The sequence below is a fragment of the Pseudenemella bisphenolivorans genome (assembly GCF_051133435.1).
Taxonomy (GTDB): Bacteria; Actinomycetota; Actinomycetes; order Propionibacteriales; family Propionibacteriaceae; genus JAAYAO01.
This window is the reverse complement of record NZ_JBPGNY010000002.1, coordinates 201,060-227,707: the sequence shown is the minus strand read 5'-3', so window position 1 is coordinate 227,707 and position 26,648 is coordinate 201,060. Positions and strand designations below refer to the sequence as shown.

Here is a 26,648-nt window from a genome sequence, read left to right as displayed (position 1 = left end):
ACGTGTGCGTACCCTGTGCCCATGTCACCCACAACCCGGCCGCGTCACGCCATCGTGCTGGGCGGCGGCCGGTCGCGCCGGATGGGCACCGACAAACTCGCCCTGCCGGTGGCCGGAACCACCGTGCTGCAGCGCACCTGCACCGCCGCCCTGACCTGGGCCGAAGAGGTTGTGGTTGCCGGCCCGGCCCGTCCCTGGTCGGACGAGAGGGTGCGGTTCGCCGGTGAGGATCCGCCCTTCGGGGGTCCGGTGGCCGGTCTCGCCGCGGCCCTGGCAGCACTTCCGGACGAGCCGGCCGAGGTGCTGCTGTTGGCCGGTGATCTGGCCGATCCGGCCGCGATCGTGGCCCGGCTGGCGGCCGCCGACCTCGGACCCGACGGGGTGGTGCTGCTCGCCGACGACGGCTGGCCGCAGCTTCTGGCCGGGCGCTACCGCCTGCAGGCATTGCGCACCGCACTGGCCGCGGCTCCCAGATTGCGCGATATCGGGGTGCACCGGGTGTTGGGCACCCTCGAATTGGCCCGCATCCCCACCGAGGCAGACATCCTCGGCGATCTCGACACGCCGACCCAGGCTCGTGCCGCGGGAATCGACCCCGATTTTTGACAGTTACGACACGTGGTAGGAGTAGAGGCCCAATCCTTATTACGTTTTGTCGTAGCGCATGGGAGACTTTGGTATGAGCACCGACTCCGCACGCATTGACGGGCCTGCTTCGGACGCCTTGTTGAAGATCGGAAAGTTCTTCAGCAGGTGGGACGGGACCGAGGACGGACGGGCAGTGTTCCGCGAAGGCGGACGTGCCGGTGATGTCTTCTACCGCGACCGCTGGAGCCACGACAAGGTCGTGCGGTCCACTCATGGCGTCAACTGCACCGGTTCCTGTTCCTGGAAGGTGTACGTCAAGGACGGCATCATCACCTGGGAAGCCCAGCAGACCGACTACCCGTCCACCGGCCCCGACCGGCCCGAATACGAACCCCGTGGTTGCCCCCGGGGCGCCGCCTTCTCGTGGTACACCTACTCACCCACCCGGGTGCGCTTCCCCTACGGACGCGGCGTGTTGATCGAGATGTACCGCGAGGCCAAGAAGCGTCTCGGCGACCCGGTCGAAGCCTTCCGGGAAATCTCCACCGACCCCGAGAAGCGCCGCCGCTACCAGCAGGCCCGCGGCAAGGGCGGCCTGGTGCGGATCAGCTGGGAGGAAGCGGTCGAGATCGCCGCCGCCAGCTACATCAACACGATCAAGCACTACGGCCCCGACCGGTGCGTGTCCTTCTCGCCGATTCCGGCGATGAGTCAGGTCTCGCACGCCATCGGTACCCGCTTCACGCACCTGATCGGCGGTGCGATGACCAGCTTCTACGACTGGTACGCCGACCTGCCGGTCGCCTCACCCCAGGTCTTCGGTGACCAGACCGACGTCCCCGAATCGGGCGACTGGTGGGATGCCACCTACCTGATGATGTGGGGCTCCAATGTGCCGGTGACCCGCACCCCGGACGCCCACTGGATGGCCGAAGTGCGATACCGCGGCACCAAGGTGATCACCGTCGCCCCCGACTACGCCGACAACGTGAAGTTCGCCGATGAATGGCTGCCCGCCCAGGCCGGCACCGACGGGGCCCTGGCGATGGCGATGGGCCACGTCATCCTCAAGGAGAACTTCGTCGACAAGAAGGTCGACTACTTCGACTCCTATGTGAAGCAGTACACCGACCTCGGCATGTTGATCACCCTGGTCGAACACCCCAACGGCCAGGGCCTGACCGCCGGCAAGTTCCTCACCGCGGCCGACCTGCCCGCGTACGCCGACAGCGCCGATGCGGCCTTCAAAACCGTGATGTGGGACGAGGCCACCGGGGCCCCGGCCATCCCGAACGGCACCATGGGTCACCGCTACAACGAAGAGGGCCTGGGGGAGTGGAACCTCGATCTGGGTGACATCGAACCGGCCCTGACCCTGCTGGGCGGTGCCGACACCACCAACGTCGAGGTCGCCCTGCCGTGCTTCGAAGACCCCAAGGGGGTCGGCTCGATCATCCGCCGCGGCGTACCGGCGCGCATGGTCGAGGGGCAACTGGTCACGACCGTGTTCGACCTGATGCTGGCCCAGTACGGCGTCGGACGGGAAGGACTGCCCGGGGTCTGGGCCGACAGCTACGACGACGTCAACGTGCCCTACACCCCGGCCTGGCAGGCCGAGATCACCTCGGTGCCCGCCGAGGCCTGCATCCGCGTCGCCCGCGAGTTCGCCACGAACTCCGAGGAGTCCAAGGGCCGCACGATGATCATCATCGGTGCCGGCATCTGCCACTGGTTCCACGCCGACGCCACCTACCGGGCGATCATGGCGCTGCTGATGCTCACCGGTTGTATCGGACGCAACGGCGGCGGCTGGGCGCACTACGTCGGCCAGGAAAAGTGCCGTCCGATGACCGGCTGGTTCAACATGGCCAACGCGACCGACTGGACCCGTCCGCCGCGCACCATGATCGGTACCGCCTATTGGTACATGCACACCGACCAGTGGCGCACCGACGGATTCTCCGGCGACCGGATCACCTCCCCGCTGTCGACCGGGGCGCTGGACGGGCTGCACACCGCCGACGCGGTGGCCCTGTCGCAGCGACTCGGCTGGATGCCCTTCTACCCGCAGTTCGACCGCAACCCCCTCGAACTGGCCGACGAGGCCAAGGCCGCGGTGGAAGCCGGGGAGTACGAAACCCCGGCCGCCTATGTCGCGGCGAAACTGAAGTCGGGTGAGCTGAAGAGTTCGGTCGAGGACATCGACGCCCCCGAGAACTGGCCGCGCACGATGATCCTGTGGCGGTCGAACCTCTTCGGTTCGTCGGCCAAGGGCAACGAGTACTTCCTGAAACACCTCCTGGGCACCCACCACAACGTGATGCCCAACGAGCACGGCGCCGACCTGCGACCCGAGGTCGTCCAATGGCACGACGAAGCACCCGAGGGCAAGCTCGACCTGCTGATCACCGCCGACTTCCGGATGACCAGCTCGACCCTGCTGTCCGACATCGTCTTCCCGGCCGCCACCTGGTACGAGAAGTACGACCTCAGCTCCACCGACATGCACCCCTATGTGCATGCCTTCACCCCCGCGATCGACCCGCCCTGGGAAACCAAATCCGACTTCGACGTGTTCACCGAACTGGCGCTGAAGTTGTCCGAACTGGCCAAGGGACGTCTCGACACCCGCCTCGACCTGGTCGCGGTGCCGATGCAACACGACACCCCCGGCGAGATCGCCCAACCCGGCGGCCACGTCCCCGATTGGCGGGGCACCGACGTGCCGGCCGTCCCGGGCAAGAACCTGCCGCTGCTGCAGGTCGTCGAACGTGACTACACCGCGATCGCCGACAAGCTGCTGACCGTCGGCCCGCTCGCCGAGAAGCTCGGTTTCACCGTCAAGAACATCACCTATGACGTGAAGCACCAGGTCGACCGGCTGGCCAAGTTGCACGGGGTCTACCCCTCCGGCCCGGCCGCCGGACGTCCGGCGATCAACACCGACGAACGGTTGGCCGAGGCGATCCTGACCTTCTCGGGCACCACCAACGGCGAACTCGCCACCCAGGGATTCCGGGATCTGGAACGCAAGACCGGACGCAAGCTGGCCGACCTGTCGGCGGGCTCGGAGGAGAAGATCATCACCTTCGTGCAAACCCAGCAGGCACCCCAACCGGTGATCACCTCACCCGAATGGTCCGGATCCGAAACCGGGGGCAGACGCTACGCCGCCTTCACCATCAACACCGAACGGCTCAAGCCGTGGCACACCCTCTCGGGCCGGATGCACTTCTTCCTCGACCACGACTGGATGATCGACGCCGGGGAACAGTTGCCGATCTTCCGGCCGCCGCTGGACATGACCCAGGCCTACGGCGAACCCGAGATCGGCCCGACCGGCGAGAAGGCGATCACGCTGCGCTACCTCACCGTGCACAACAAGTGGTCGATCCACTCCGAGTACCAGGACAACCTGTTCATGTTGAGTCTCGGACGGGGCGGACCCCAGGCGTGGTTGAGCGTCAACGACGCCGCCAGCATCGGGGTGCGCGACAACGACTGGATCGAACTGACCAACGCCAACGGGGTGTTCGTGGCCCGTGCGGTGGTCACCCCGAAGCTGCCGGACGGGATCGCCTACGTCCAGCACGCCCAGGAGCGCACGATCGACGTGCCCAAGTCGGAGGCCACCGGTAGGCGCGGCGGCATCCACAACTCGGTCACCCGCATCCTGCTCAAACCCACCCACCTGATCGGCGGTTATGCCCACCAGGCGTACGCCTTCAACTACATCGGTCCCACCGGCGTACAACGCGACATCGTGTCGACGGTGCGTCGCCGCTCCCAGGAGGTGCAGTACTGATGGCCAAGAAGCGTCGCGTGATGGCCCAGGTCGCGATGGTGATGAACCTGGACAAGTGCATCGGATGCCATACCTGTTCGGTCACCTGCAAGCAGGCCTGGACGAACCGGGCCGGCACCGAATACGTCTGGTTCAACAACGTCGAGACCCGTCCCGGGCAGGGATACCCCCGCACCTACGAGGACCAGGAGAAGTGGCAGGGCGGCTGGGTCCGCACCCGCTCGGGTCGGCTCAAGCTGCGTTCCGGCGGCCGTTTCAAGAAGCTGCTGTCGATCTTCGCCTCCCCGGTGCAGCCGGAGATGGCCGACTACTACGAACCCTGGACCTACGACTACGAAACCCTGATCCAGGCACCCCTGGGCGACGACTTCCCGGTCGCCCGGCCCAAATCGCTGGTCACCGGCGACGACATGGCGATCGAGGCCTCGGCGAACTGGGACGACGCGCTGGGCGGTATCCACGAAACCGGGGACGAGGACCCGATCGTGCGCAAGCTGCGCGAGGAGGCCAACACCCAGATCAAGTTCGAGTACGAGAAGGCGTTCATGATGTTCGTGCCGCGCATCTGCGAGCACTGCCTGAACCCCTCGTGCATGGCCTCCTGCCCGTCCGGTGCGCTGTACAAGCGGGCCGAGGACGGAATCGTGCTGGTCGACCAGGATCGGTGCCGCGGCTGGCGGCACTGCATCACCGGCTGCCCGTACAAGAAGATCTACTTCAACCACCGCTCCGGCAAGGCCGAGAAGTGCACGATGTGTTACCCGCGCATCGAGGTGGGCCTGCCCACCGTGTGCTCCGAAACCTGCGTCGGCAGGCTGCGGTACATCGGCATCATCCTCTACGACGCCGACCGGGTCACCGAGGCGGCCCTGGCCGACGAGAAGGACCTGTACCAGGCCCAGCTCGACCTGATGCTCGACCCGCACGACCCGCAGGTGATCGCCGATGCGAAGGCCAACGACATCCCGAGTGACTGGCTGGCCGCGGCTCAGAAGTCGCCCGTCTACGCGCTGATCAAGCACTTCAAGGTGGCGCTGCCGTTGCATCCGGAATACCGCACCATGCCGATGGTCTGGTACATCCCGCCGCTGTCGCCGGTGATCGACCTGCTGAAGGGCCAGGGTCACGATGCCGAGGCCGCCGGCAACCTGTTCGGGGCGATCGACGCGTTGCGCATTCCGGTGGAGTATCTGGCCGAGTTGTTCACCGCCGGCGACACCGAGATCGTCACCGGGGTGCTGCAGAAACTCGCCGCGATGCGTTCCTACATGCGCGATGTCACCCTGGGTCGGCCCAGGCAACCGGAGTTGGCCCACGCGGTCGGCATGGAGCCGGGCGCGATGGAACAGATGTACCGGCTGCTGGCGATCGCCAAGTACAACGAGCGCTACGTCATTCCCAAGGCCCACCGCGAGCAGGCACACAACCTCGAGGAGATCGGCTGCTCCCTCGACTTCGAGGACGGCCCGGGCATGGCCGAGGGGCCCTTCGGCACCTCGTCCGGACGGGTGGTGCCGGTCGCGATCGAAAGCTACGCCGACGCCAAGGCCCGGCAGACCGATGCGAGTGGTGCCTGATGTCGGCCGTGGTGTTCCAAGCCGCCGGGATGCTGTTGAGCTACCCGGACGAGACCCTGCTCGCCCGGCTGCCGATGATCGAACAGGCGGTCGCCGAAGCGGGTGTGGCCGGTGACTTCGGCCCGACCATCGCACACCTGCGCAGCCGGCCCCTGATGGAGTTGCAGTCCTGGCATGTCCAGGAGTTCGACCTGTCGCGCCGCCACGCCCTGCACCTCACCTACTGGACCGACGGGGACACCCGCCGCCGCGGTGAGGTGCTGGCCGCCATCAAGCAGACCTACCGCGAATCGGGCCTGCTGGTCGATCTGGACGGGGAACTGCCCGACTACCTGCCGATGGTGTTGGAGTTCACCGCCACCGGCGACCACCGGCTCGGGGTGGGCATCCTGAACCGGTACCGCGCGTCGCTGGAACTACTGCGGCTCGCGCTGGTCGACGACGACCTGCCCCAGGCCGGGGTGCTGGCCGCCGTCTGCAAGGCCCTCGGCGGGCCGTCACCGCAAACCCGCGCCCAGGTGCGCGACCTGATGGCCGGGCCGCCGCGCGAAACCGTGGGCCTGGACCCCGTCATGCTCCCGTATCCCACCCTGCAAGGAAGCTGAGATGAACGTTCTGCTGTGGGGAGTGCTGCCCTACCTCGTCGTGCTCATCCTGGTCGGCGGCCTGATCTGGCGGTATCGCTTCGATCAGTTCGGCTGGACGACCCGTTCGTCGCAGGTGTACGAATCAAAGCTGCTGAAGATCGGTTCACCGATCTTCCACTTCGCCCTGCTGGCGGTACTGATCGGCCACATCGTCGGCCTGCTGATTCCCAAGGCCTTCACCGACTGGATCGGTCTCGACCAGCACACCTACCACCTCGGCGCCTTCTACGGTGGCGGCCTGGCCGGCCTGGCCCTGGTGGTCGGGTTGGTCCTGCTGATCTACCGGCGCCGGTCGAACAAGGCGGTGTTCCGGGCCACCACCTGGAACGACAAGGTGATGTACGTCGTCCTGGCCGGGGTGATCGGGCTGGGGCTGTTCGCCACCCTGACCGGTGACACCTACGCCTCGGGCGCCGAACACAACTACCGCGAAACGGTGTCGGTGTGGTTCCGCTCGCTGTTCATCTTCCAACCGAAGGTGGAGGCGATGGCGGCGGCGACCTGGCAGTTCCAGGCCCACGTGATCATCGGCCTGCTGCTGTTCGCGATCACCCCGTTCACCCGTCTGGTGCACGCCTTCACCGCGCCGGTGCACTACCTCTTCCGTCCCTACATCGTCTACCGCTCCCGCGACACCAGCCCGCGGCACTCCCACACCACCCCCGGCCGTGGATGGGAGCCGATCGAAACCCCGCGCAGCAAGCGCTGAGCCGACCCCGACAACAACACAACGAGTAGAAGGCCTTCCCGGTGAGCAAACTGATTGAAGTCGCACCCATCCACGACACGGGCAAGGGTGCCGGCCGGGTGATGACGATGTCGACCATCGCCTTCACCCTGATGTTCGCGGTCTGGTTGATGTTCGGCATCCTGGGCATCCCGATCCAGAAAGAACTCGGCCTGTCGGACGAGCAACTCTCCTGGATCAGCGCCCTGGCCGTACTGAACGGCTCGATGTGGCGGCTGCCCGCCGGCATCCTCACCGACCGGATCGGTGGCCGCAAGGTCACCTTGTTCATGCTCTTCGCCACCGCGATCCCGGCCTACCTGGTGTCGTTGGCGAACAGCTACGTGCTGGTGCTGGTACTGGCCTTCTTCGTCGGTTTCGCCGGCAACCTCTTCTCGGTCGGTACCGCCTGGAACTCCGCCTGGTTCGGGCGCGACCGACAAGGACTCGCGCTCGGCGTGTTCGGGGCCGGCAACGTCGGCGCCTCGGTCACCAAGTTCATCGGCCCGCCGCTGATCGCAGCCACCGCCGGGTCCACCTTCCTGCTCGGCATCCAGGGTGGCTGGCGACTGATCCCGGTGATCTACGCGGCGCTGTTGATCATCACCGGCATCGCCACCTGGTTGATCGTGCCCCGGGTCGACCGGGCCCCCGGTGCCTCGCGGTCGATCCGGGAAATGCTGCAGCCGCTGAAGAACCTGCGGGTGTGGCGGTTCAGCCTCTACTACGTCGCGGTCTTCGGTGCCTACGTGGCCCTGTCGGCCTGGTTGCCCAAGTACTACGTGGACAACTTCGATGTCTCGCTGACCACCGCCGGATTGCTCACCGCCACCTTCATCTTCCCGGCCTCCCTGCTGCGGCCCCTGGGCGGCTGGGTCAGCGACCGGTGGGGCGCCCGCCGGGCGATGTACTTCACCTTCGCGGTGATGCTGGTCACCAGCGGCATCCTGATGATGCCGAACGGGTTCCTGACCATCGTCCACCCGGGTGGGGAACAAACCACCCACCTGCACTACACGATGCAACTGCCCTTCTTCGTGGTTCTGGTGTTTCTGCTCGGCTGCGCGATGGGCATCGGCAAGGCAGCCGTGTACAAGCACATTCCGGAGTACTTCCCCGACAATGTCGGCTCGGTCGGTGGCCTGGTCGGCATGCTCGGCGGCCTCGGTGGCTTCTTCCTGCCGCCGCTGTTCGCCTACACCAAGACCTGGTCGGGCTTCCCGAGCAGCACCTTCTTCTGCATCTTCGTTCTGGTTGCCATCTGCGCGGTGTGGATGCACTGGACGGTTCACCACATGTTGGCCAAGGCCACGCCCGAGTTGGCTGGTCGGATCGAAAGCGACGCATCATGAGCACCAAGTTGGAAACCGAAGGCGACTGGCTCAAGACCTGGGATCCGGAGGACCCCGACAAGTGGGACAAGGGCCTGGCCTGGCACACCCTGGTCATCACCACCTTCACCCTGACCCTGTGCTTCGTCGCCTGGTTCCTGCCCAGCGCGATCATCCCGAAGCTGAACGCCCTGGGGTACGAGTTCACCAAGACCCAGCTCTACTGGATGGCCTCGATGCCCGGCCTGTCCGGCGGCCTGCTGCGGTTGGTCTGGATGGTGCTGCCACCCAAGATCGGCACCCGCAAGATGGTCGCCCTGACCACCCTCCTGCTGGTGCTGCCGGTGCTCGGCTGGGGTGTCGAGGTGACCAACCCGGACGTGCCGTACTGGCGGCTGATGGGCTTGGCCTTCCTGGCCGGTATCGGCGGTGGCGCCTTCTCGGGCTTCATGCCGTCGACCTCCTACTTCTTCCCCAAGTCGAAGCAGGGCACCGCGCTCGGCATCCAGGCCGGCATCGGCAACTTCGGGGTGTCCCTGGTGCAGTTGCTGACCCCGTGGTTGATCGGCTTCGGCATGTTCGGCTTCCTCGGCTCGCAGCAGATGTCGGTCTCGGGCGAGAACTCGATCACCGTCTGGTACCAGAACTCCGCGCTGGTCTACCTGCCGTTCATCATCGCCGGCGCCATCTGGGCCTACATCGCGCTGCGCTCGGTGCCGATCAAGGCCAACATCAAGCAGCAGTTCGACATCTTCGGTAACCAGGACACCTGGTGGATGACGATTCTCTACATCATGACCTTCGGCACCTTCTCGGGCCTGTCGGCCCAGTTCGGCCTGCTGATGAACAACCTCTACGGGTCGGGCAACTCCGCCATCGTGGACGGCGTCGGCGCCACCGCCAGAGTGCTGGTCGAGGGCTACCAGGTGCCGGACGCGGTCAAGTTCGTCTTCCTCGGCCCGCTGGTCGGTGCCGGTGCCCGGGTGCTGTTCTCACCGCTCACCGACAAGATGGGTGGCGCGATCTGGACGCTGATCTCCGGCGTCGGCGTGCTCGGCGCGATCATCTTCACGATCCCGGCACTCACCCCCGACCTGAGCTCGGCCGAGGCGCTGAAGGGCGACTTCAACCAGTTCCTGTGGGGCATGCTCGCGATCTTCCTGTTCTCGGGCATCGGCAACGCGTCCACCTTCAAACAGATGCCGATGATCTTCGAGAAGCGCCAAGCCGGCGGGGTGATCGGTTGGACGGCCGCGATCGCCGCCTTCGGGCCGTTCCTGTTCGGGGTGGGCCTGACCATCATGAGCCCGACGGTGTTCTACATCATCGGTGCGGTGTGGGCAGCCGCCTGCATCGTGATCACCTGGTTCCGGTACGCCCGCAAGGGAGCCCCGAAGCCGAGCTGACGATCAGACGTGGCCGGCGCCGTCCAGTTGTTCGACGATGTAGGTGAGCAACGGCCCGACCACGGACACGGTGTCGCGGACCCCGCCCCGGGATCCGGGGGAGTTCACGATCAGCGTGGGCGGCGCCGACGGTAGGTCGATCACCCCGGCGATCCCGCGCGACAACAGCGCACGCGGTTCCTTCGTCGAGCCCACCCGGCGAATCTCCTCCATCAGGCCCGGGATCTCGTAACTGACCATTTCCTTGGTCAAGCTCGTCGACACGTCGGTGGGCCCGATGCTGGCCCCGCCCACGGTGAACACGATCCGGGCTCCGTCGGCAATGGCGGCCTCGATGGCGCGTTGCAACAGGTCCCGGTCCTGCGGCACGACCACGGCCTGGCCCACTTCGAGCCCCAACTCGCTGAGGGCCTCCCGCAGCACCGGCCCGGCGCGATCCTCGCTGCGGTCGTCGGCGGCTCGGTTCGAACAGGTGATGGCGACGGCCCGATAGCTCATGGGGCTCAGTGTAGGGCGACCCCCGAGGCGACGACCAGATCCTGCCAACCCATGCCGACGGTCTTGAACACATTCGGACGATCGGTGGCCCGCGACACCTCACCGAGCACCAACTGGCGCATCGTGTGCAGATCGCCCCGGTGCAGCGTCCCGTCCTCGATCGCCAACACCACATCGCCGGCCTCCCGCAGAGCGGTGTCGGTCTCTTCGACCACCACCAGGGAGCGCCCCACCAGTGCGGCATCGAGCTCACGCTTGTCGGGTTCGTGGGCGCCGATCGCGACCACACAGGCCCCGTCGGCCACCCAGGAGCCGTCGATCACCGGTTCGGACGCCGAGGTGCAGATCACCACCAGATCGGCCGCGCCGACCGCCTCGGCCAGCCCGTCCCGGGCGACGGCAGCACAGGGCAGGCCCAACTCGGTGACCTGCTGTGCCGCGGCTGAGGCATGAGCGGTATCGCGCGAGTGCAGCAGAGCCCGGCGGGGCCGGCGAATCGCCAGCAGGGCCTCGGCATGGCTCACGGTCTGCGGCCCGCTGCCGATGAACACCACCGTGTCGACCTGCTCGGCGCACAGCGCGTCCACCCCCACCATCGAGACCGCCGGGGTGCGCAGGTGGGTCAGCGAGGCCGCGTCGATCAGCGTCGTCGGGGTGAGCGTGGCGGCGTCCAGGAGCACATACAGGCCCTGAATCCGGGGCAGGCCGAGGTCGGGGTTGCCGGGGGCCACCGACAACACCTTCACCCCGCTGAGCTCGCCGACGGTCGAGGGCATCAGCAGGAAGTGGCCCGCCCCGGCCGGGGTGGCGGTGCGCGGCGGGTCATCGGCCGGGTCGAAGCCGGACACCAACGCCTCGTGCAGCAGTCGACGGGCCCGGTCGGGGCTCATCCGGGCCCGCACCTGATCGGCATCGATCCAGTCCGGTGCGGCCATGGCGTCTCCTTCGCGCGTGCAGCCAGAAACTCGGTGGGTCAGGAGGTCCAGGCGCGCCAGAGCGCGGCGTACTCCCCGTCCTGGGCGAGTAGTTCCTCGTGTGACCCGAGTTCGGCGATCTTACCGTCGATCACGACCGCGATCCGGTCGGCATCGTGGGCGGTGTGCAGCCGGTGCGCGATCGCGACCACCGTGCGTCCGGTCAGCAGGGTGCCGATCGAGCCCTCGAGGTGGCGGGCGGTGGCCGGGTCGATCAGTGAGGTCGCCTCGTCCAGTACCAGGGTGTGCGGATCGGCCAACACCAACCGGGCCAGCGCGATCTGCTGGGCCTGAGCCGGGGTGAGTTCGGTGTTGCCGGCCCCCACCACCGTGTTGACCCCGTCGGGGAAGGCCGACACCCAGCCCCAGGCGTCCACGGTGCGCAGGGCGCGCTCGACCTCCTCGGGGCCGGAGTCCTCGCGGGCGAGCACGATGTTGTCGCGGATCGTGCCCTTGAAGACGTGGTGCTCCTGGGTCACCAGCGCAACCTCGGTGCGCAGGGTCTCCAGCGGCAACTGCAACAGTTCCGCCCCACCGACCGTCACCGTGCCGGTGCGCGGGCCGTTGATGCCGGCCAGCAGTCGGCTGAGCGTCGACTTGCCCGACCCGGACGGGCCGACCACCGCCAACCGCTCCCCGGGAATCAACGCCAGGTCGATGCCGTGCAGCACGTCCAGCCCTTCGCGGTAGGCGAAGCGCAGGTCGGTGCCGATCAGCTCCGACCCGTCCGGACGATCCGGGCCCTCTTCGCGATCACTCGGGATCGCCGCGATACCCAACAAACGCGAGGTGGACGACAGACCCACCTGCAGGTAGTCGAGGCTCATGATGAGCTGGTTCACCGGGGTGACCAGGGCCTGGATGTACAGCAGGGCGGCGGTGACCTCGCCGAGCGTCGCCCAACCGTTGGCGACCCCGACACCGCCGAACAGCACCGTCAGCACCAGCGGCAGCCGGAAGGACAGGTCGATGCCGATGAACAGCAGGTTGCGCAGCGCCACGGTGTACCGCTCGGCCTGCCCGGCGGTGTCCAGATCGTCTTTGTTGCGAACGTGGCGATCCTCGGCAAGTCCGAGTGCCTCGACGGTGCGGGCGCCCTCGACGGTTTCGGTCAGGGTGCTGAAGATGTCGGAGTAGGTGGCGCCCTCGGCGATGTAGGCCGGCTGCGCCTTGCGCAGGTAGGGCCGCGCCACGACGATCACCGCGAGCGCCGACAGCAGGGTCGGAATCGCCATGAACCACGAGTTGAGTACCACCGCCACCAGGGTCAGCACGGTGGTCACCGAGGCGATCATCATCAACGGCAGGGCGAAGCGGACGGCCTCGCTCATGCTCGACACGTCGCGGGTGACGCGGGTGACCAGGTCGCCGCTGCTCGCGGTTTCGACCTTGCCCAGCGGCAGGCGCAACACCGTGCGCACCACCGACTCGCGGGCTGCGGCCAACACGTCCTGACCGAGCACCGCCGATGACCAGCGGGCCAGGAAGGTGAAGATCGTCTGCATCACCACCGCGATCAGCACGATCACGGCCAGCGAGTTGATGGTCGGGATGTTGACCTGTCCGGCTCCGGTGAGATCGACCAGGTGACCCAGCAGGCGGGGCACCACCAGACCGGCGATGGCGGCGATGGCATTCATCGCCAGGGTCAACGCGATCAGGCCCTTGCGGGTGCGGAACAGGCCCTTGGCGAAGTTCAGGACCGCTCCCGAACGCGCCACCGGCAGGCCACGAGCCGGGTTGCGGGAGGCAGCGAAGGAATCCTGGGCCCGTTCGGCGCGCAGCCGGTGCCGGATGCGCCAGGCCTTCGGGCTGCGGGACGCCCGCTTCGGGTCGAGGATCTCCGGAATGGCCGGCGGCCGTTCGGAGCGATCGTGCCAGGTGCGGGCCGAGGCGGCGGTGAACTCGTCCACCGTGGTCTGCTCAAGCATCGGTCACCTCCTCGTCGAAAGCGCGCAGCACGGTGCGCCGGTAAAGGTCGTGGCCCTCGGCCAACTCGTCATGGGTGCCGACCCCGCAGACCTCACCGTCCTCGATGAAGACCACCCGGTCGGCATGCCGCAGCACCAGCGGTGAGGCCGACACCACCACGGTGGTGCGGTCACGGCGGAAGTAGGCGAGCCGTTCGGCGATCGCGGCCTCGGTGTGGGCGTCCACCGCCGAGGTCGGCTCGACCAGGATCAGCACGTCGGGGTCGATACCCAGGGCCCGGGCCAGCACCAGCCGTTGCCGCTGGCCACCGGACAAACCTCGGCCGCGTTCGTCGATGCGGCCCTGCCAACCCTCGGCGAGGGTCAGGTGGACGTCCTCGGCGGCGGCCACCCGGATCACTTCCTCGGCCTCGGCGCGGCTCAATCGGCCGTGCGGGTCGATCAGCTCCTGCAGGGTGCCGGCGAACACCTGCGATGCGGCATCACTGACCAGTACGTGCTCGCGCACCTCGGCCAAGGGCACGTCCGACAGGTCGATGCCGTCGGCGGTGACCTGCCAGCGTCCCTTGGCGGCGTCTTCGTCGCGGTCGATCAGCCGTTGCCGGCGGGCGCGGCGTTCGGCCCGGGCGGCGGCTCTGGCCCGGCGGCCGGTGACCTCGCCGAGGTCTTCCCCGACCGGATCGGAATCGCGCGACAGGTACCGTCCCAGCCGGTCGGCGATCGCGGCGGTGCTGTCGGGCTGGGCGGCGGCCAGCACGGTCAGTTGACCGGGGGTGATGGTCACCCCGGAGCGGTGGTCGTGCAGGGTCGCATTCGGCCAATCGACCCGTCCGGCGGCCGGAGCCTGCTCGGGCCAGGGCGAGAGCTGTTGGAACAGCACGATGGTCTTGCGGGCCGACACCAGGCCGCGAATCCACTTCTGGGCGAACTCGAAGAACACCGCGATCGGCACCATCATGAACACGGCGTAGCCGAAGAAGGCCACCAGTTGTCCGATGCTCAGCCGCCCGTCGAGAACTTCCCGAGCGCCCAGCCAGGTCAGCATCAGCAGCAACAACCCCGACAACAGCACGCCGAAGGACTCCACCACGGCCTGCCAGGACATCGCGCGCACCCCGGCCTGGCGCACCCGTTGGGACTGGGCGGCGTAGTTGTCGCCGAAGGTGCGTTCCCCGCCGATACCGCGCAGGATGCGCAGACCGGCGACGATGTCGGTGACCAGCCCGGTCAACTCGGAGGCTCGGCTGCGCTCGGTTTCCTGGGCCAACTGCATCGGCCGCAGTACCGGGGTCGCCCCCAGCAACAGCACCGGGGCCGCGATCAGGGCGGCGATCCCCAGCGGCGGGGAGGTGTGGATCATCAGCGCGACCACGATCCCGAAGGTGATCGTCGAGGACACGAACCGGCCGAAGATTTCCAGGGTGTTGCCGAAGATTTCCGAGTCGGAGTTCGCCACGCTGAGCACTTCGCCGGTGGGCAGGCGTCGGGGCAGCACATGGCCCAGCCCGGTGGCGCGGCGGGTGACCAGCCCGATCACCCCGTACGTGGTGATCAGCCAGCCCTTCACCAGCAACCAGTGATGGGTCACGATGCCGAAGGTGCCGATCACGACCACGCCCACCAGCCATCCCGACCAGGTCAGCAGGGCGGTGGTGTCACCGCCGGCGATACCGGTGTCGATCACCCGACCGAGCAGGAAGGGGATGATCGCCATCGGCAACTGCCGCAGCAGCGCGGCGAGAATCAACAACACCAACACATCGCGTTGTTGCCACAGCAACCAGCCCAGAAAGCGGGAGGGAGAACGGGTATCGGGGCGTTGTTCGGGGTCGATCGGCACACCGCCGGAGTCGGTTGCCAGTTCGGGAGGGAAATCACGCATCGCGCCGACCAGCCTAGATCTGCGGTCCGCACTTGTCGCCTGGATTAAATGCAGCAGAACGAGACCGGCACCGGTACGGCCACCGCCTAGGATCGGGGTATGAGCGAATCCGATGCCGAGCAGCCTCGTACCGCCCTGACCGGTTCGACCGATGACGGGCGTACTTATGTGATCAGCCCGACTTCGATGGCCGTGGAGGAGAACGGCGACACCGAGGAGGAGCAGACCTCATCACCCACCGACATGGTCTCCGAACCCGCCAAGGTGATGCGGATCGGCACGATGGTGCGCCAACTGCTGGAGGAAGTGCGCTCCGCACCGCTGGACGACCCGGGGCGGCGTCGGCTGGCCCAGCTCCAGGCCGCCTCGATCGATGAACTCAAGGACGGCCTCAGCCCCGAGTTGGCCGAGGAACTCGAACGCTTGACCACCCCGTTCAACTCCGACGAGGCACCCACCGATGCCGAACTGCGGATCTCCCAGGCGCAGCTCGTCGGCTGGCTCGAGGGCTTGTTCCAGGGCATCCAAACGGCCCTGGTGGCGCAGCAGATGGCCGCTCGGGCCCAGTTGGACCAGATGCGACGGGCCCTGCCCGGCACTCCCGGAGGCATGCCCGGGGCCGAACCCGACCCCACTGCCGGGCCCGGCGGTGGGCACAGCGGCGGCATGTACCTATAAGCAAACACCTGCCCGTCTGAGTACCCGTACTCAGGCGGTTATGAGTGCATACCCAGGGCTGAAGTGAGGTAGTCGGCCCCACCGATCTCGGCCAATTCGGCCGCTCCTGCGTGAAAGTCTGGATCAGTCGTCCGACGGAACCGGATCACTCTCCGGTCCGTCATAACCCCGTTCGACACACAGGTAGAAACCAGGAGATACGTACGACCATGAGTGACAGCCTCATCGAAGCAGGCGCCAATACGATCCCGTGCTTGGAGTTCACTTCTCTGTACCAGCACTCCCTGATCGAGGAGCCCCCGACGACGTCGGCCCCGATCGAGACCCGGCGTGAGTACCAGATGATGACCCGCAAAGCGGCGAACCTGTGCGGCGGCTGCCCCCTGTCCTCCCAGTGCCTCTACGACGCCGTCGTGCGCCACGATGTCAACGGCTTCGTCGGTGGCACCACCCAGCGGCAGCGCAATGAGATGCGCCATATTCTCGGCATCAAAGTCGCCCCCGAAGACTTCGACACCCTGGCCGGGGTGACCACCCCGCACCGCCAGGTCGACCACAACGAAGTTGTTCGGCTGCGGCAGGCCAACCCGCACGAGAGCCTGGAAACGATCGCCCAGCGGCTCGGTTGCTCGCTCTCGACGGTCAAGCGGCACCTGCGCAAGGCGCGAGCTGCGGCGGCCGCGGGCCCGAAGAAGGCGCCGGAGCAGCCGAAGCTGCCGACCATGTCGGCGGTGCGCAACGCACTGGTGACGGTCACCCAGCCGGCCCGCACGCGCCGAGCTGCCTGACCACCTCGTCGAACAGAAACGACCCGCCCCGGTGCGGGTCGTTTCTCAATTGGCCGGAAACCAGCGGTTCAGTTCGGCGGCGGTGCCGCCGTCGATGAAGCGGCCGGTGATCGCGTCGGCCACCGCACACACCTCGGCGGGGGCATCCCCGAGAGCGACACCGCGGCCGGCCCAGCCGAGCATTTCGATGTCGTTGTGGCCATCACCCAGGGCGAGCACATCGGCCGCGTCGATGCCGAGTTCGGCGCACACGCCGGCCAGGGCGGCGGCCTTGTTGATGCCCTGCGGGGCGATATCCAGCCAGGACGAGTAGCCGATCGAGTAGCTGACCCCCTCGAGACCGAGCCGATGGGCCATCGCGGTGAAGTCGTCGTGGGAAACGCTGGAATCGCGCAGGATCACGCGGGTCACCGGCTCCGCGGCCAGGTCGTCGAGGTCGACCAGGTGGATCTCGCCGTCCAGTTCCCCGTCGGGGAAGGGCTGGCTGACCCGGTAACCCACCCCGACAACCTCGGCGGCGATCGCGGTGCGCGGGGCGATCCGGGCGACCCGCTCGATCACATCACCGGGGTCGAAGGTGACCTCGCGCAGGTACTCCACCGGCGGATAGTCCACGATCACCGCACCATTGGACGCCACCGCCATGCCCGGCGGCAGGCCGAGCCGGTCGAACACCGGACGGGTGCTGTGCCAGGCCCGTCCGGTGGCCAACACCACGCGGGTGCCGGCGGTCAGGGCTCGTTGCACCGCGGCGCGGATCTCGTCGGGCATGGTGCCGTCGTGATCGATCACGGTGCCGTCGATGTCGAGGGCGAGCAAACGGGGTTGCCACGTCACGGAGTCCTCCTGAGGGGGTGGGTCAGGTGGTGGGGGAGGGTATACCCGGTCAGCGGACCGGGGTCAGGGCCTCGCGGCCCTGCAGGTACGGCCGCAGCGCCTCGGGGATGCGCACCGAGCCATCGGCCTGCTGGTGGTTCTCCAGCAGCATCACGATGATTCGGGTCACCGCACACAGGGTGCCGTTCAGGGTGGCCAGCGGAGCCGTCCCATCGGCGCCCCGGCTGCGGATGGCGAGCCTACGGGCCTGGAAGTCGGTGCAGTTCGAGGTCGAAGTGATCTCGCGGTAGCGCTCCTGGGTGGGCAGCCAGGCCTCGCAGTCGAACTTGCGGGCCGCGCTCAGCCCCAGGTCACCGGTGGCCACGTCGATCACCCGATAGGGCAGTTCGAGGGCGTCGATGAATTCCTTCTCGTAGCCGAGCAGTTGGCGGTGCATCTCGGCGGCCTCGGCCGGCTCGCAGTAGACGAACATCTCGACCTTGTCGAACCAGTGCACCCGAAAGATGCCCCGGGTGTCCTTGCCGTAGGAGCCGGCCTCGCGGCGGTAGGACGGGGAGTAGCCGGCGTAGCGCAGCGGCAATTGCTTCGCGTCCAGGATCTCGTCGCTGTGATAGGCCGCCATCGGCACCTCGGCGGTGCCGACCAGGTACATGTCGTCGGCCTCGAGGTGGTACACGTCCTGGGCCGCCTGACCGAGAAAGCCGGTGCCCTCCATCGCCGGGGACTTCACCAGCGCCGGGGGAATCATCGCGGTGAAACCCCACTCGCGGGCCTTGGCCATCGCCAGATTGATCAGCGCCAACTCCAGTTCGGCCCCCTGACCGACCAGGTAGTAGAACCGCGAACCGGAGACCTTCGCGCCGCGCTCGGTGTCGATCGCACCGAGAATTTCGCCGAGTTCGAGGTGGTCGCGCGGGGTGAATCCCTCGGCCGCGAAATCACGGGGGGTGCCGTGGGTCTCCAGCACCACGAAGTCGTCCTCGCCGCCGACGGGGGCATCCGGGTCGACCAGGTTGCCGACCTGACGCAGCAGCGCGTCGAAGCGAGCGCCGGCCTCATCGGTGCCGGCCTGGGCCTGCTTCACCTCGGCGGCCAGTTCCTTGGTGCGCGCCAGCAGGGCGGCCTTCTCGTCCCCGGAGGCCTTGGCGACCTGACGACCCAGATCCTTCTGCTCCGCACGCAGGGTCTCGAAGGCGGTGATCGAACTGCGCCGTTGTGCCTCGGCAGTCAGGAGTTCGTCGACGATCGCAGGCGATTCACCCCGCGCGGTTTGCGAGGCACGGACGAGGTCGGGGTTGGTGCGCAGCAGTTTGACGTCAATCACGTGGCCCAGCCTATCCGGGCCCGGGAATGGGCGTGGGCCCCGCATCAGCGGGGCCCACGCGTCAAACAGATCAGGAGTTCAGCGGGTCACTTCTTTTCCCAGCCGATGTCCTGAACCGGGCCGACGTAGAACATGTCGGCACCGAAGTTGGCCAGACCCTTCTTGGTGGCGATGATCTCCGGACCGTTCCACAGGGGCAGCAGACCGTAGCGGTGGAAGGCCTCGGCCTCCAGCTCATTGGCCTTCTCGATCTGCTCCTCCTGGGTGCCCAGCTTCATCATTTCCTGGATCTTCTCGTCCAGTTCCTTGGTGCCGGTGCCCGACTTGTTCAACTGCGAGTCGCTGCACCAGATCTGGCAGAAGTAGGCGACACCGAAGGGGTCGGACGAGGCGAAGCCCATCGAGACCGCGTCGAAGGTCTTGTTGGTCATCGTGTTCGAGAACTCCGCGCCGGAACGCTGGTCGATCTGCAGATCGACGCCGATCTCCTTGTACATGGCCTGCATCGCCTTGGCCAGGTTCTGGGTCAGCGCCAGGTCGGAGAACAGCGGGTAGGTCAGCGACAGCTTCTCGCCGTCCTTCTCGCGGATGCCATCGTCACCCTTGGTCCAGCCGGCCTCATCGAGCAGCTTCTCGGCACCTTCCTTGTCGAAGTTGATCTCGGCCTTGGCGACGTTGTCCTGGTAGCCCTCCTGGTACGGGAAGAGGGTCAGCGAGCCGGGCAGCTCCTCGGTGTAGTCGATACCGTTGAAGCGCACCGCGGCGACCTGCGAGCGGTCGAAGCCCTTCATCAGCGCCTCGCGGACCTTGTCGTCCTTGAGCTTCTCGGAGTCGGCGTTCAGCACGAACAGCGAGCTGGAGGGGATCACCGACTTGCGCATTTCGGTGTCGGCGACGTCCTTGATCTGCGACTGCACCTCGGCGTTACCGGCGCCGATGGCGTCCAGCTCGCCGTTCTTGAAGGCGTTCACCGCGGCGGTGTCCTCCATGGCGCGGAAGATGCGCTCGTCGAGCTTGCCCTCGTCGCCCCACCACTTCTCGTTGCGCTCGAAGACCACGGTGCCGGCGTTCTGGTCGTAGCTCTTGAGCTTGTACGGTCCGGCGCCCCATTCGGGATGCGGCTTGTTGATGTAACCCTGGTTGTACACGTCGGCCGCGGCGGCCTTCGGGTGCAGGATGTCGTTGAACAGGCCCTGCCACCAGACCCACATGCCGTCGAACTCGACGACCGCGACCTTGTCGGTGTCACCCTTGGTGACCGACTTGATCAGCGAGTAGCCGTCGGTGGAGTTCGCAGCGTAGGCGTCGTCCTTGCCGGAGTTGGTCTTCCAGGTCGCCTCGAAGGCCTTCCAGTCGATCGGGGTGCCGTCGTTGAAGGTCGCCTCGTCGCGGATGGTGAAGGTCACCTTGGTGTTGCCGTCGACGGTCTCTTCCTTGACGTCGGTGAGGTAGTCGGGGTTGAACGACCACTCGCCCTCGGGGGTGAAGTAGGCCATCACCGGGTTGTACCAGCGCCAGACGTCGCGGGTGTAGCGGGTGCCGTCGGCGTGGAAGACGTTGAACTGCGGGGTGATCTCGATCAGGCTGGTGGTCAGCTTGCCACCGTCCTCGATCTCGTCCCGCTCCTTCGGGTTGTACTGGGCCTCGGTGGTAACGCCGCCCTTGCCGTCGCCGTTGTCTCCGCCCTGGCCGCCGCCCTGGCCGTCACCGGCACAGGCGGACAACCCCAGGGCCAGAACAGCGGCAAGAGCTGCCAGCTTTCTGGTGGTGAACTTCATGGGTTCTTCCTTTCGGTGGGTCCCGTAGCCGGTTGGCTAACGGTGGTGACAAGCGTTGGTGTGGTCCAGTCCGGGCGGGCCGGTCAGCTCGGGGACGGAACTGGTGCATACCTCTTGCCGGTCGGGGGTGAGTGTCTGGTAGAGGGGACACCGGGAGACGAATCGACAGCCCGATGCCTTCTCGGTGGGGCTCGGCAGGTCGCCCGACAGCAGGATTCGTTCGCGTTCGCGCTCGATGCGCGGGTCGGGCACCGGGATCGCCGACAGCAGCGCCTCGGTGTAAGGGTGCTGGGGGTTGTCGAAGACCTCATCGACGTCACCCAGTTCCACGAACCGACCCAGGTACATCACCGCCACCCGATCGGCGAGGTGGCGCACCACCGACAGGTCGTGGGCCACGAACAGGTAGCTGAGCCCGAGCCGGGCCTTCAGTTCGTCGAGCAGGTTGATCACGCCGGCCTGAATCGACACGTCCAGAGCCGATACCGGTTCGTCCAACACCACCAGGTCGGGGTTGGACGCCAGGGCGCGGGCGATACCGATGCGCTGGCGCTGACCGCCGGAGAACGCTCCGGGGAACCGATCGGCGTGGGCCGGGTCGAGACCGACGGTGGCCATCAGGTCGGCGACCCGGTCGTCGGCTTCCTGCTTCGGCACGCCGAAGGCGCTCATCGGTTCGGAGATGATCTCGTGCACGGTGAAGCGCGGATCCAATGCGCCCATCGGGTCCTGGAAGACGATCTGCATGTTGTGGCGCAGTTCGCGTTCGGCGCGGTGGTTCTTCAGGGTCGACAGGTCGGTACCGTCGACGACGATCCGGCCGGTGGATTCGCGGCCCAGGTCCATCAGGGCGAGCAGGGTGGTGGTCTTGCCACAACCCGATTCGCCCACGATCGCGAGGGTTTCGCCCTGGCGGATGTCGAAGCTGACCCCGTCGACCGCGTGCACCGTGCCGACCCGGCGCTTCAGCACCGAGCCCTTCATCAGCGGGAACTCGCGGTTCAGGTCGGTGACGCTGAGCACTTCGGGACGTTCCTCGCGCGGGATCCCGGCCACGATCGACTCGGGAATCTCGGGTGCTTTGAAGACCGGTTCGCCGTTGATCGCGCCGTGGTCGATCTCCTGGGAGCGCCAGCAGGCGGCCCGGTGCGGACGGTTGCCGTCGCGGGTCTGCTCCTCGGTGTGCACCTGCGCCAACGGGGGTTCGCCGGTGCGGCACTTGTCGATCGCGATCGGGCAGCGGGGCGCGAAGGGGCACGCGTCCGGCAGGTTGATCAGCATCGGTGGGTTGCCCTCGATCGGCACCAGGGGTGCCTCACTGCTGGCGTCCGGACGGGGGATCGCACCCAGCAGGCCGAGGGTGTACGGCATCCGCGGGGCGTGGAAGGTTTCGTCCACCCCGGCGGCTTCGACGGCCCGTCCGGCATACATCACCATCACGTCGTCGGCGGTACCGGCGACCACCCCCATGTCGTGGGTGATCATCATCACCGCGGCATCGGTTTCGCGCTGGGCCTTCTTCAACAGCTCCAGCACCTGGGCCTGAATGGTGACGTCCAGGGCGGTGGTCGGTTCGTCGGCGATGATCACCCGGGGGTTGTTGGCCATCGCGATCGCGATCACCACCCGCTGACGCATACCGCCGGAGAACTCGTGCGGGAAGGCCTTCACCCGCCGCTCGGGGTTCGGGATGCCGACCAGGTCGAGCAGTTCGACCGCGCGGCTCCAGGCGGCCTGCTTGGAGACCTTCTGGTGGGCCTGCAGGGCCTCGACGAGTTGGTCGCCGACGGTGAACACCGGGGTCAGGCTGGACAGCGGGTCCTGGAAGATCATCGAGATGTCGTTGCCGCGAATCCGCGACATCCGCGAGTCGGACAGGCCGATCAGCTCCTGGCCGTTCAGGGTGATCGAGCCTTCCACCCGGGCGTTGCTGCTGAGCAGGCCCATCACCGACAGGGAGGTGACCGACTTGCCCGAGCCCGACTCACCGACGATGCCCAGGGTGCGTCCGGGGTACAGGTCGAAGGAGATCCCGCGTACCGCGTCCACCCGTCCGGCCTCGGAGGGGAAGGACACATGCAGGTCGCGTACCGACAACACCGGTTCGGTCATGCCCGGCCTCCCGACTGTGAGCTCGGGTCGAGGGCATCACGCAGTCCGTCGGCGATGAAGGCCATCGAGGTGGTCAACAGGGTCAAGGTGGCGGCCGGGAACCAGAACATCCAGGGGGCGCTGGTCAGCACCGAGCCGCCTTGTCCGATCAGGGAGCCCAGGGACACGTCCGGCGGTTTCACACCGAAGCCCAGGAAGGACAGTGCGGTTTCGCTCATGATCGTGGTGACCACGCCCAGGGCGAAGTGAATCGTCAGCATCGAACCGATGTTCGGGACGATGTGTCGCAGCACCACCGTCATCGGACGCAAGCCCATGTAGCGGGCCGCCGACACGTACTCGCGTTCGCGCAGGCTGATGGTCAGGGTCCACACGATGCGGGCGTAGAACATCCAGCCGAACAGGATCAGCACCACGATCAGTGCCTTCCAGTCGCCGCCGCGGTCGTTGGCGATCAACGCCAGGATCAGGAAGCTCGGCACCACCAGCAGGAAGTGGATGACCGCGAGCACTGCCTTCTCGAAGTTGCCACCGATGTAGGCCGCGGTCGCACCGACCACCGCCGAGATGACGGTGGTGCTCAGCGACACCACGACACCGATCACCAGCGAGCGTTGCAGGCCGTGCACCAGCATCGCGAAGAGGTCGTTGCCGGCGCCGTTGGTGCCGAGGATGTGGTCGCCGCCGGGCGGCACCGTGATCGCCAGGAAGTCGACGTCGGTGTAGTGGTGCGGGGTCAGGAATCCGCCGAAGATCGAGATCAGCACCAGCAGCAGGAAGATCGTCAGGCCCAGCACGGCCATCTTGTTGCGCAGATAGCGGCGGATGTAGAGGCGCCACTTGGCGGTCGGCTTGCTGCGGCCGGCCAACAGCACCTGGGCCTCTTCGGCCGGCACCAGATCTTCGGCGATTTCCATCAGGTTGGCGCCGGTGAGCTGGGTGGCCCGATCGGTGAGCGGGCTGGTGCCCGGGGTGCTGTCGGTGGGTGGGGTACCCATCGGTTCGTCCTTGCGGGGCAACTGGGCGTCGTGTTCGTAGTTCATCTCAGCTCACCCGCACTCGGGGGTCGAGGGCCGCGACGACGATGTCGGACAGGATCGCGCCGACCGCGGTCAACATTGCCGCGAAGGCCGCCGAGGCCACCACGCCGTGCACGTCGTTCTTGGTGATGGTCTGAATGAAGTACCGGCCCATGCCTTCCCAGCCGAAAATGGTCTCGGTCATCACCGCGCCGGTGAACACCGCCGGAATGCTGAACGCCACCGAAGTGGCCACCGGAATCAGCGAGGTGCGCAGGGCGTGTTTGCGCACCGCCTGCGACTTGGTGAGGCCCTTGGCCCGCGCGGTGCGGACGTAGTCGGCGTTGATGTTGTCGAGCAACAGGGAGCGTTGCAGGAAGTGGGTCGCGGAGTACTGGATGATGATCAGCGAAATGGTGGGCAGTACCAGGTGTTGCAGGGTGTCGATCAGGACGGGGAAGAATCCCTCGACGCCGATCGATTTCGCCCCGGTGACGTAGAAGACGGTGCCCCCGACGGCCTGGTTGAAGCGGATACCCACCACCACCACGATGAAACCCATCACCACCGCGGGGATGTTCATGGTGAAAATCGAAATGCCCTGCCAGACCCGGTCGGCCAGCTTGTACTGCCGCGAGGCGGTGTAGACACCCAGGCCGACGCCGATCACGGTGGCCAGGATGGTCGCCCCGAGCACCAACTGGGCGCTGACCCACATCCGGTAGGCGACCTCACCGTTGACGTTCACCCCGACCGGGGAGGCGCCCCAGTCCCATTTCGTGACGATGTTGGTGATCCACGTCCACCAGCGCTCCAGCAGCGGGGTGCTCGGGCTGAGGTTGTAGGTGCCCAGGGTGTTGTCGATGACTTCCGGCGGCAGCGGGGGCCGCCGATCGGTGTAGTTCGACCGCGGGTCGAGGAATCCCCAAGCCAAGAAGTAAGTCAAGTTGGTCGCCAGCACGATCAGCGCCAGCCAGCCTGCGATGCGACGGATGAGGTACTTGATCATCGGCCGTCAGACGCCGTTTCGCTCGTGCCACATGGGGTGGGTTGTCTCCTGTTAACTCGCTGGTAACGATCAAGTAGCAAACCCCTACCAGGTCGACATGTCAACGGATGAGACCGAAAGTTACTCAACTTTGCCTATTGGTCCCGGGGGTGGACAGTGGTCCCGAATGCCGGACCGACGATAGGGCCGGGACGGGGTCAGTGGCGGTTCAAACGCGCCCCGATATCGGTCGCAATGTCGTCCATCACCGTTCGATTGGCGTTGCCGGGAACCAGAATGTGAGTCTCGCGTCCATCGCGGTGTTCCAGGGTGATCCGGCCTCCGCTGTCGGACTGGACGGCCCGGGAGATCTCGGCCCATTGCCCGGCGGCCTGTTGGTTGCCGCCGGTGATCCGGTAGCCGGATTCGTCGGTGGTGACCGCCACCTTCAACCGGATCGGAGCGATGAAGGCGAAGCCGATCAGGACCGCACCGAGCACCAGCAGTAGAACGCCGAGCACCATCAGCAGGCCGGGCCAGGAAAGGGCGTTGCTGAGCACCACCAGCAGTGCGCCGGCCACCACCAGCACCGCGGCGATCACCAGAGCACGCACCGGCACCGGGGGTTGCAGGACATACCGCTTCACGCGGCGAGGGTGGGATTCGAACCCACGGAACGGTCACCCGCTCGGCCGCTTTCAAGGCGGCTGCACTAGTCCACTATGCGACCTCGCCAGTCGCGCCCGGGGGCGCGGACCCCTCATCGTAACCGATCAGGCGACGAGCACGATCTTGCCGATGTTCTCGCCCGAATCGAGCAACTCGTGGGCCCGGGCCGCTTCGCGCAGCGGAATCCGGGTCTCCTGGGTGGGTTGGATCGTGCCGTCGGCCAGCAGCGGCCACACCGTCTCGCGCAGCCGATTGCAGATCGCGGTCTTCTGTTCGATCGGCCGACCGCGCAGCGACAGGGCGGTCACCGAGGCCCGCTTGGTCAGCAGGGTGTTGAGGTTCAGCTCACCCTTCACCCCGCCCTGCAGGCCGATCACGGTCAGCCGACCGTCGGGTGCCAGCGCCTTGACATTGGGCATCAGGTACTTGGCGCCCATGTTGTCCAGAATCACGTCCACCCCGCGGCCGTCGGTGGCCTCGGCCACCCCGGCCTCCCAGTCCTCGCGATAGTTCAGGGCGACGTCGGCGCCGAGCTTGCGGCAGTACTCGAGTTTGGCCTCACTGCCCGCGGTGGTCAGCACCCGGGCGCCGAGGGCCTTGGCGTACTGGATCGCGAACGACCCGATGCCGCCCGAACCGCCGTGCACCAGGAAGGTCTCGCCTTCGCGGAGCCCGGCCTGGTCCAGATTCGACAGTACGGTCGCGGCCACCTCGACCACCGCACCGGCGGTGACCAGATCCATCCCCTCCGGAGGGGGCAGGCATTGCCCGGCCGGTGCGACCACGTACTCGGCATAGCCACCGCCGGCAAGCAGGGCGACCACCGGGTCACCGACCGTCCAGTCGCTGACGCCTTCACCCAGGGCCTCGACGTGGCCGGACACCTCCAGGCCGATCACCTCGCTGACCCCCGGCGGCGGGGGATAGTGGCCCTTGCGCTGCAGGACGTCGGCCCGGTTCACCCCGGCCGCAGTCGTCCGGATCAGCACTTCACCGGGTGCGGGGGTGGGGGTGTCGACCTCGGCCCAGGTCAGCACCTCGGGGTCGCCGAAGCTCGGAGTGGTGATCGCATACATGACCTCCACTCTG

21 protein-coding genes and 1 tRNA gene are annotated in these 26,648 nt (G+C 67.0%); 9 read left to right on the top strand and 13 right to left on the bottom strand.

The window, feature by feature from the left end; all coding sequences use genetic code 11:
* The first annotated feature begins 21 nt into the window (after window positions 1-21).
* Genes mobA through ACR4XW_RS05890 form a run of 7 tightly spaced genes read left to right on the top strand, consistent with a single transcriptional unit; the run spans window position 22 to window position 10,081 of the window.
* Window positions 22-606, top strand: coding sequence for a molybdenum cofactor guanylyltransferase (gene mobA, locus ACR4XW_RS05920; RefSeq protein WP_434759607.1), 585 nt, complete (start codon window positions 22-24; stop codon window positions 604-606).
* Window positions 607-664: 58 nt separating this feature from the next.
* Window positions 665-4,393 (top strand): nitrate reductase subunit alpha, encoded by a 3,729-nt coding sequence (locus tag ACR4XW_RS05915; RefSeq protein ID WP_434759606.1) that lies wholly within the window; start codon window positions 665-667, stop codon window positions 4,391-4,393.
* A complete protein-coding gene (gene narH / locus ACR4XW_RS05910; protein WP_434759605.1) occupies window positions 4,393-5,970 on the top strand; it encodes a nitrate reductase subunit beta in 1,578 nt (525 codons plus the stop codon). Before ACR4XW_RS05915 ends, narH begins: the two co-directional genes overlap by 1 nt.
* Window positions 5,970-6,575 (top strand): nitrate reductase molybdenum cofactor assembly chaperone, encoded by a 606-nt coding sequence (gene narJ / locus ACR4XW_RS05905; protein WP_434759604.1) that lies wholly within the window; start codon window positions 5,970-5,972, stop codon window positions 6,573-6,575. Before narH ends, narJ begins: the two co-directional genes overlap by 1 nt.
* 1 nt (window position 6,576) lies before the next feature.
* The gene (gene narI / locus ACR4XW_RS05900) at window positions 6,577-7,326 is read left to right on the top strand and encodes a respiratory nitrate reductase subunit gamma (protein ID WP_434759603.1); all 750 of its coding nucleotides are present in this window, start codon (window positions 6,577-6,579) and stop codon (window positions 7,324-7,326) included.
* Window positions 7,327-7,367: 41 nt separating this feature from the next.
* Window positions 7,368-8,696 (top strand): MFS transporter, encoded by a 1,329-nt coding sequence (locus ACR4XW_RS05895; RefSeq protein ID WP_434759602.1) that lies wholly within the window; start codon window positions 7,368-7,370, stop codon window positions 8,694-8,696.
* Complete coding sequence (locus ACR4XW_RS05890) at window positions 8,693-10,081, top strand: MFS transporter (RefSeq protein WP_434759601.1); 1,389 nt, start codon at window positions 8,693-8,695, stop codon at window positions 10,079-10,081. Before ACR4XW_RS05895 ends, ACR4XW_RS05890 begins: the two co-directional genes overlap by 4 nt.
* 3 nt (window positions 10,082-10,084) lie before the next feature.
* Here the strand turns inward: ACR4XW_RS05890 and ACR4XW_RS05885 are convergent, their stop codons facing one another.
* From ACR4XW_RS05885 to ACR4XW_RS05870, 4 genes are read right to left on the bottom strand one after another with little or no spacing between them, the layout of a single operon-like run.
* Complete coding sequence (locus ACR4XW_RS05885) at window positions 10,085-10,579, bottom strand: MogA/MoaB family molybdenum cofactor biosynthesis protein (RefSeq protein WP_434759600.1); 495 nt, start codon at window positions 10,577-10,579, stop codon at window positions 10,085-10,087.
* A 5-nt stretch (window positions 10,580-10,584) separates the two neighbouring features.
* Complete coding sequence (locus ACR4XW_RS05880; protein WP_434759599.1) at window positions 10,585-11,514, bottom strand: ornithine cyclodeaminase family protein; 930 nt, start codon at window positions 11,512-11,514, stop codon at window positions 10,585-10,587.
* 38 nt (window positions 11,515-11,552) lie between these two features.
* Window positions 11,553-13,484, bottom strand: a complete 1,932-nt coding sequence (locus tag ACR4XW_RS05875; protein WP_434759598.1) for an ABC transporter ATP-binding protein — start codon at window positions 13,482-13,484, stop codon at window positions 11,553-11,555.
* Window positions 13,477-15,366 carry an ABC transporter transmembrane domain-containing protein gene (locus ACR4XW_RS05870; RefSeq protein ID WP_434759597.1) on the bottom strand — a complete coding sequence of 630 codons (1,890 nt, stop codon included), beginning with the start codon at window positions 15,364-15,366 and terminating at the stop codon, window positions 13,477-13,479. The genes ACR4XW_RS05875 and ACR4XW_RS05870 overlap by 8 nt, the downstream gene beginning before the upstream one ends.
* A gap of 99 nt (window positions 15,367-15,465) precedes the next feature.
* Here ACR4XW_RS05870 and ACR4XW_RS05865 point away from each other — a divergent pair, with 99 nt between their 5' ends.
* A complete protein-coding gene (locus ACR4XW_RS05865; protein ID WP_434759596.1) occupies window positions 15,466-16,044 on the top strand; it encodes a bacterial proteasome activator family protein in 579 nt (192 codons plus the stop codon).
* Window positions 16,045-16,298: 254 nt separating this feature from the next.
* The gene (locus ACR4XW_RS05860; RefSeq protein ID WP_434759595.1) at window positions 16,299-16,832 is read left to right on the top strand and encodes a WhiB family transcriptional regulator; all 534 of its coding nucleotides are present in this window, start codon (window positions 16,299-16,301) and stop codon (window positions 16,830-16,832) included.
* Window positions 16,833-16,877: 45 nt separating this feature from the next.
* Here the strand turns inward: ACR4XW_RS05860 and ACR4XW_RS05855 are convergent, their stop codons facing one another.
* The 9 genes from ACR4XW_RS05855 to ACR4XW_RS05815 form a co-directional block, all read right to left on the bottom strand.
* Complete coding sequence (locus ACR4XW_RS05855) at window positions 16,878-17,669, bottom strand: HAD family hydrolase (RefSeq protein WP_434759594.1); 792 nt, start codon at window positions 17,667-17,669, stop codon at window positions 16,878-16,880.
* A gap of 49 nt (window positions 17,670-17,718) precedes the next feature.
* A complete protein-coding gene (gene serS / locus ACR4XW_RS05850) occupies window positions 17,719-18,993 on the bottom strand; it encodes a serine--tRNA ligase (RefSeq protein WP_434759593.1) in 1,275 nt (424 codons plus the stop codon).
* A gap of 86 nt (window positions 18,994-19,079) precedes the next feature.
* Window positions 19,080-20,771, bottom strand: a complete 1,692-nt coding sequence (locus ACR4XW_RS05845; protein ID WP_434759592.1) for an ABC transporter family substrate-binding protein — start codon at window positions 20,769-20,771, stop codon at window positions 19,080-19,082.
* A gap of 36 nt (window positions 20,772-20,807) precedes the next feature.
* Window positions 20,808-22,883 (bottom strand): ABC transporter ATP-binding protein, encoded by a 2,076-nt coding sequence (locus ACR4XW_RS05840; protein ID WP_434759591.1) that lies wholly within the window; start codon window positions 22,881-22,883, stop codon window positions 20,808-20,810.
* Window positions 22,880-23,926 carry an ABC transporter permease gene (locus ACR4XW_RS05835; RefSeq protein ID WP_434759590.1) on the bottom strand — a complete coding sequence of 349 codons (1,047 nt, stop codon included), beginning with the start codon at window positions 23,924-23,926 and terminating at the stop codon, window positions 22,880-22,882. Before ACR4XW_RS05835 ends, ACR4XW_RS05840 begins: the two co-directional genes overlap by 4 nt.
* Window position 23,927: 1 nt before the next feature.
* Window positions 23,928-24,911 (bottom strand): ABC transporter permease, encoded by a 984-nt coding sequence (locus tag ACR4XW_RS05830; protein WP_434759589.1) that lies wholly within the window; start codon window positions 24,909-24,911, stop codon window positions 23,928-23,930.
* Window positions 24,912-25,108: 197 nt separating this feature from the next.
* Complete coding sequence (locus ACR4XW_RS05825) at window positions 25,109-25,537, bottom strand: hypothetical protein (protein ID WP_434759588.1); 429 nt, start codon at window positions 25,535-25,537, stop codon at window positions 25,109-25,111.
* Window position 25,538: 1 nt separating this feature from the next.
* Window positions 25,539-25,625 (bottom strand) — tRNA-Ser (locus ACR4XW_RS05820).
* Between the two features lie 38 nt (window positions 25,626-25,663).
* Window positions 25,664-26,635, bottom strand: a complete 972-nt coding sequence (locus ACR4XW_RS05815; RefSeq protein ID WP_434759587.1) for an NAD(P)H-quinone oxidoreductase — start codon at window positions 26,633-26,635, stop codon at window positions 25,664-25,666.
* Window positions 26,636-26,648 lie beyond the last annotated feature (13 nt).

What these genes read in the sequence shown, in the direction of transcription:
- mobA (WP_434759607.1), top strand. Translation starts at nt 22, where the DNA reads ATGTCACCCACAACCCGGCCGCGTCACGCCATCGTGCTGGGCGGCGGC.
- ACR4XW_RS05890 (WP_434759601.1), top strand. Translation starts at nt 8,693, where the DNA reads ATGAGCACCAAGTTGGAAACCGAAGGCGACTGGCTCAAGACCTGGGAT.
- narH (WP_434759605.1), top strand. Translation starts at nt 4,393, where the DNA reads ATGGCCAAGAAGCGTCGCGTGATGGCCCAGGTCGCGATGGTGATGAAC.
- narJ (WP_434759604.1), top strand. Translation starts at nt 5,970, where the DNA reads ATGTCGGCCGTGGTGTTCCAAGCCGCCGGGATGCTGTTGAGCTACCCG.
- ACR4XW_RS05880 (WP_434759599.1), bottom strand. Translation starts at nt 11,514, where the DNA reads ATGGCCGCACCGGACTGGATCGATGCCGATCAGGTGCGGGCCCGGATG.
- ACR4XW_RS05885 (WP_434759600.1), bottom strand. Translation starts at nt 10,579, where the DNA reads ATGAGCTATCGGGCCGTCGCCATCACCTGTTCGAACCGAGCCGCCGAC.
- ACR4XW_RS05845 (WP_434759592.1), bottom strand. Translation starts at nt 20,771, where the DNA reads ATGAAGTTCACCACCAGAAAGCTGGCAGCTCTTGCCGCTGTTCTGGCC.
- ACR4XW_RS05865 (WP_434759596.1), top strand. Translation starts at nt 15,466, where the DNA reads ATGAGCGAATCCGATGCCGAGCAGCCTCGTACCGCCCTGACCGGTTCG.
- ACR4XW_RS05915 (WP_434759606.1), top strand. Translation starts at nt 665, where the DNA reads ATGGGAGACTTTGGTATGAGCACCGACTCCGCACGCATTGACGGGCCT.
- ACR4XW_RS05840 (WP_434759591.1), bottom strand. Translation starts at nt 22,883, where the DNA reads ATGACCGAACCGGTGTTGTCGGTACGCGACCTGCATGTGTCCTTCCCC.
- ACR4XW_RS05875 (WP_434759598.1), bottom strand. Translation starts at nt 13,484, where the DNA reads ATGCTTGAGCAGACCACGGTGGACGAGTTCACCGCCGCCTCGGCCCGC.
- ACR4XW_RS05815 (WP_434759587.1), bottom strand. Translation starts at nt 26,635, where the DNA reads ATGTATGCGATCACCACTCCGAGCTTCGGCGACCCCGAGGTGCTGACC.
- narI (WP_434759603.1), top strand. Translation starts at nt 6,577, where the DNA reads ATGAACGTTCTGCTGTGGGGAGTGCTGCCCTACCTCGTCGTGCTCATC.
- ACR4XW_RS05830 (WP_434759589.1), bottom strand. Translation starts at nt 24,911, where the DNA reads ATGATCAAGTACCTCATCCGTCGCATCGCAGGCTGGCTGGCGCTGATC.
- ACR4XW_RS05870 (WP_434759597.1), bottom strand. Translation starts at nt 15,366, where the DNA reads ATGCGTGATTTCCCTCCCGAACTGGCAACCGACTCCGGCGGTGTGCCG.
- ACR4XW_RS05835 (WP_434759590.1), bottom strand. Translation starts at nt 23,926, where the DNA reads ATGAACTACGAACACGACGCCCAGTTGCCCCGCAAGGACGAACCGATG.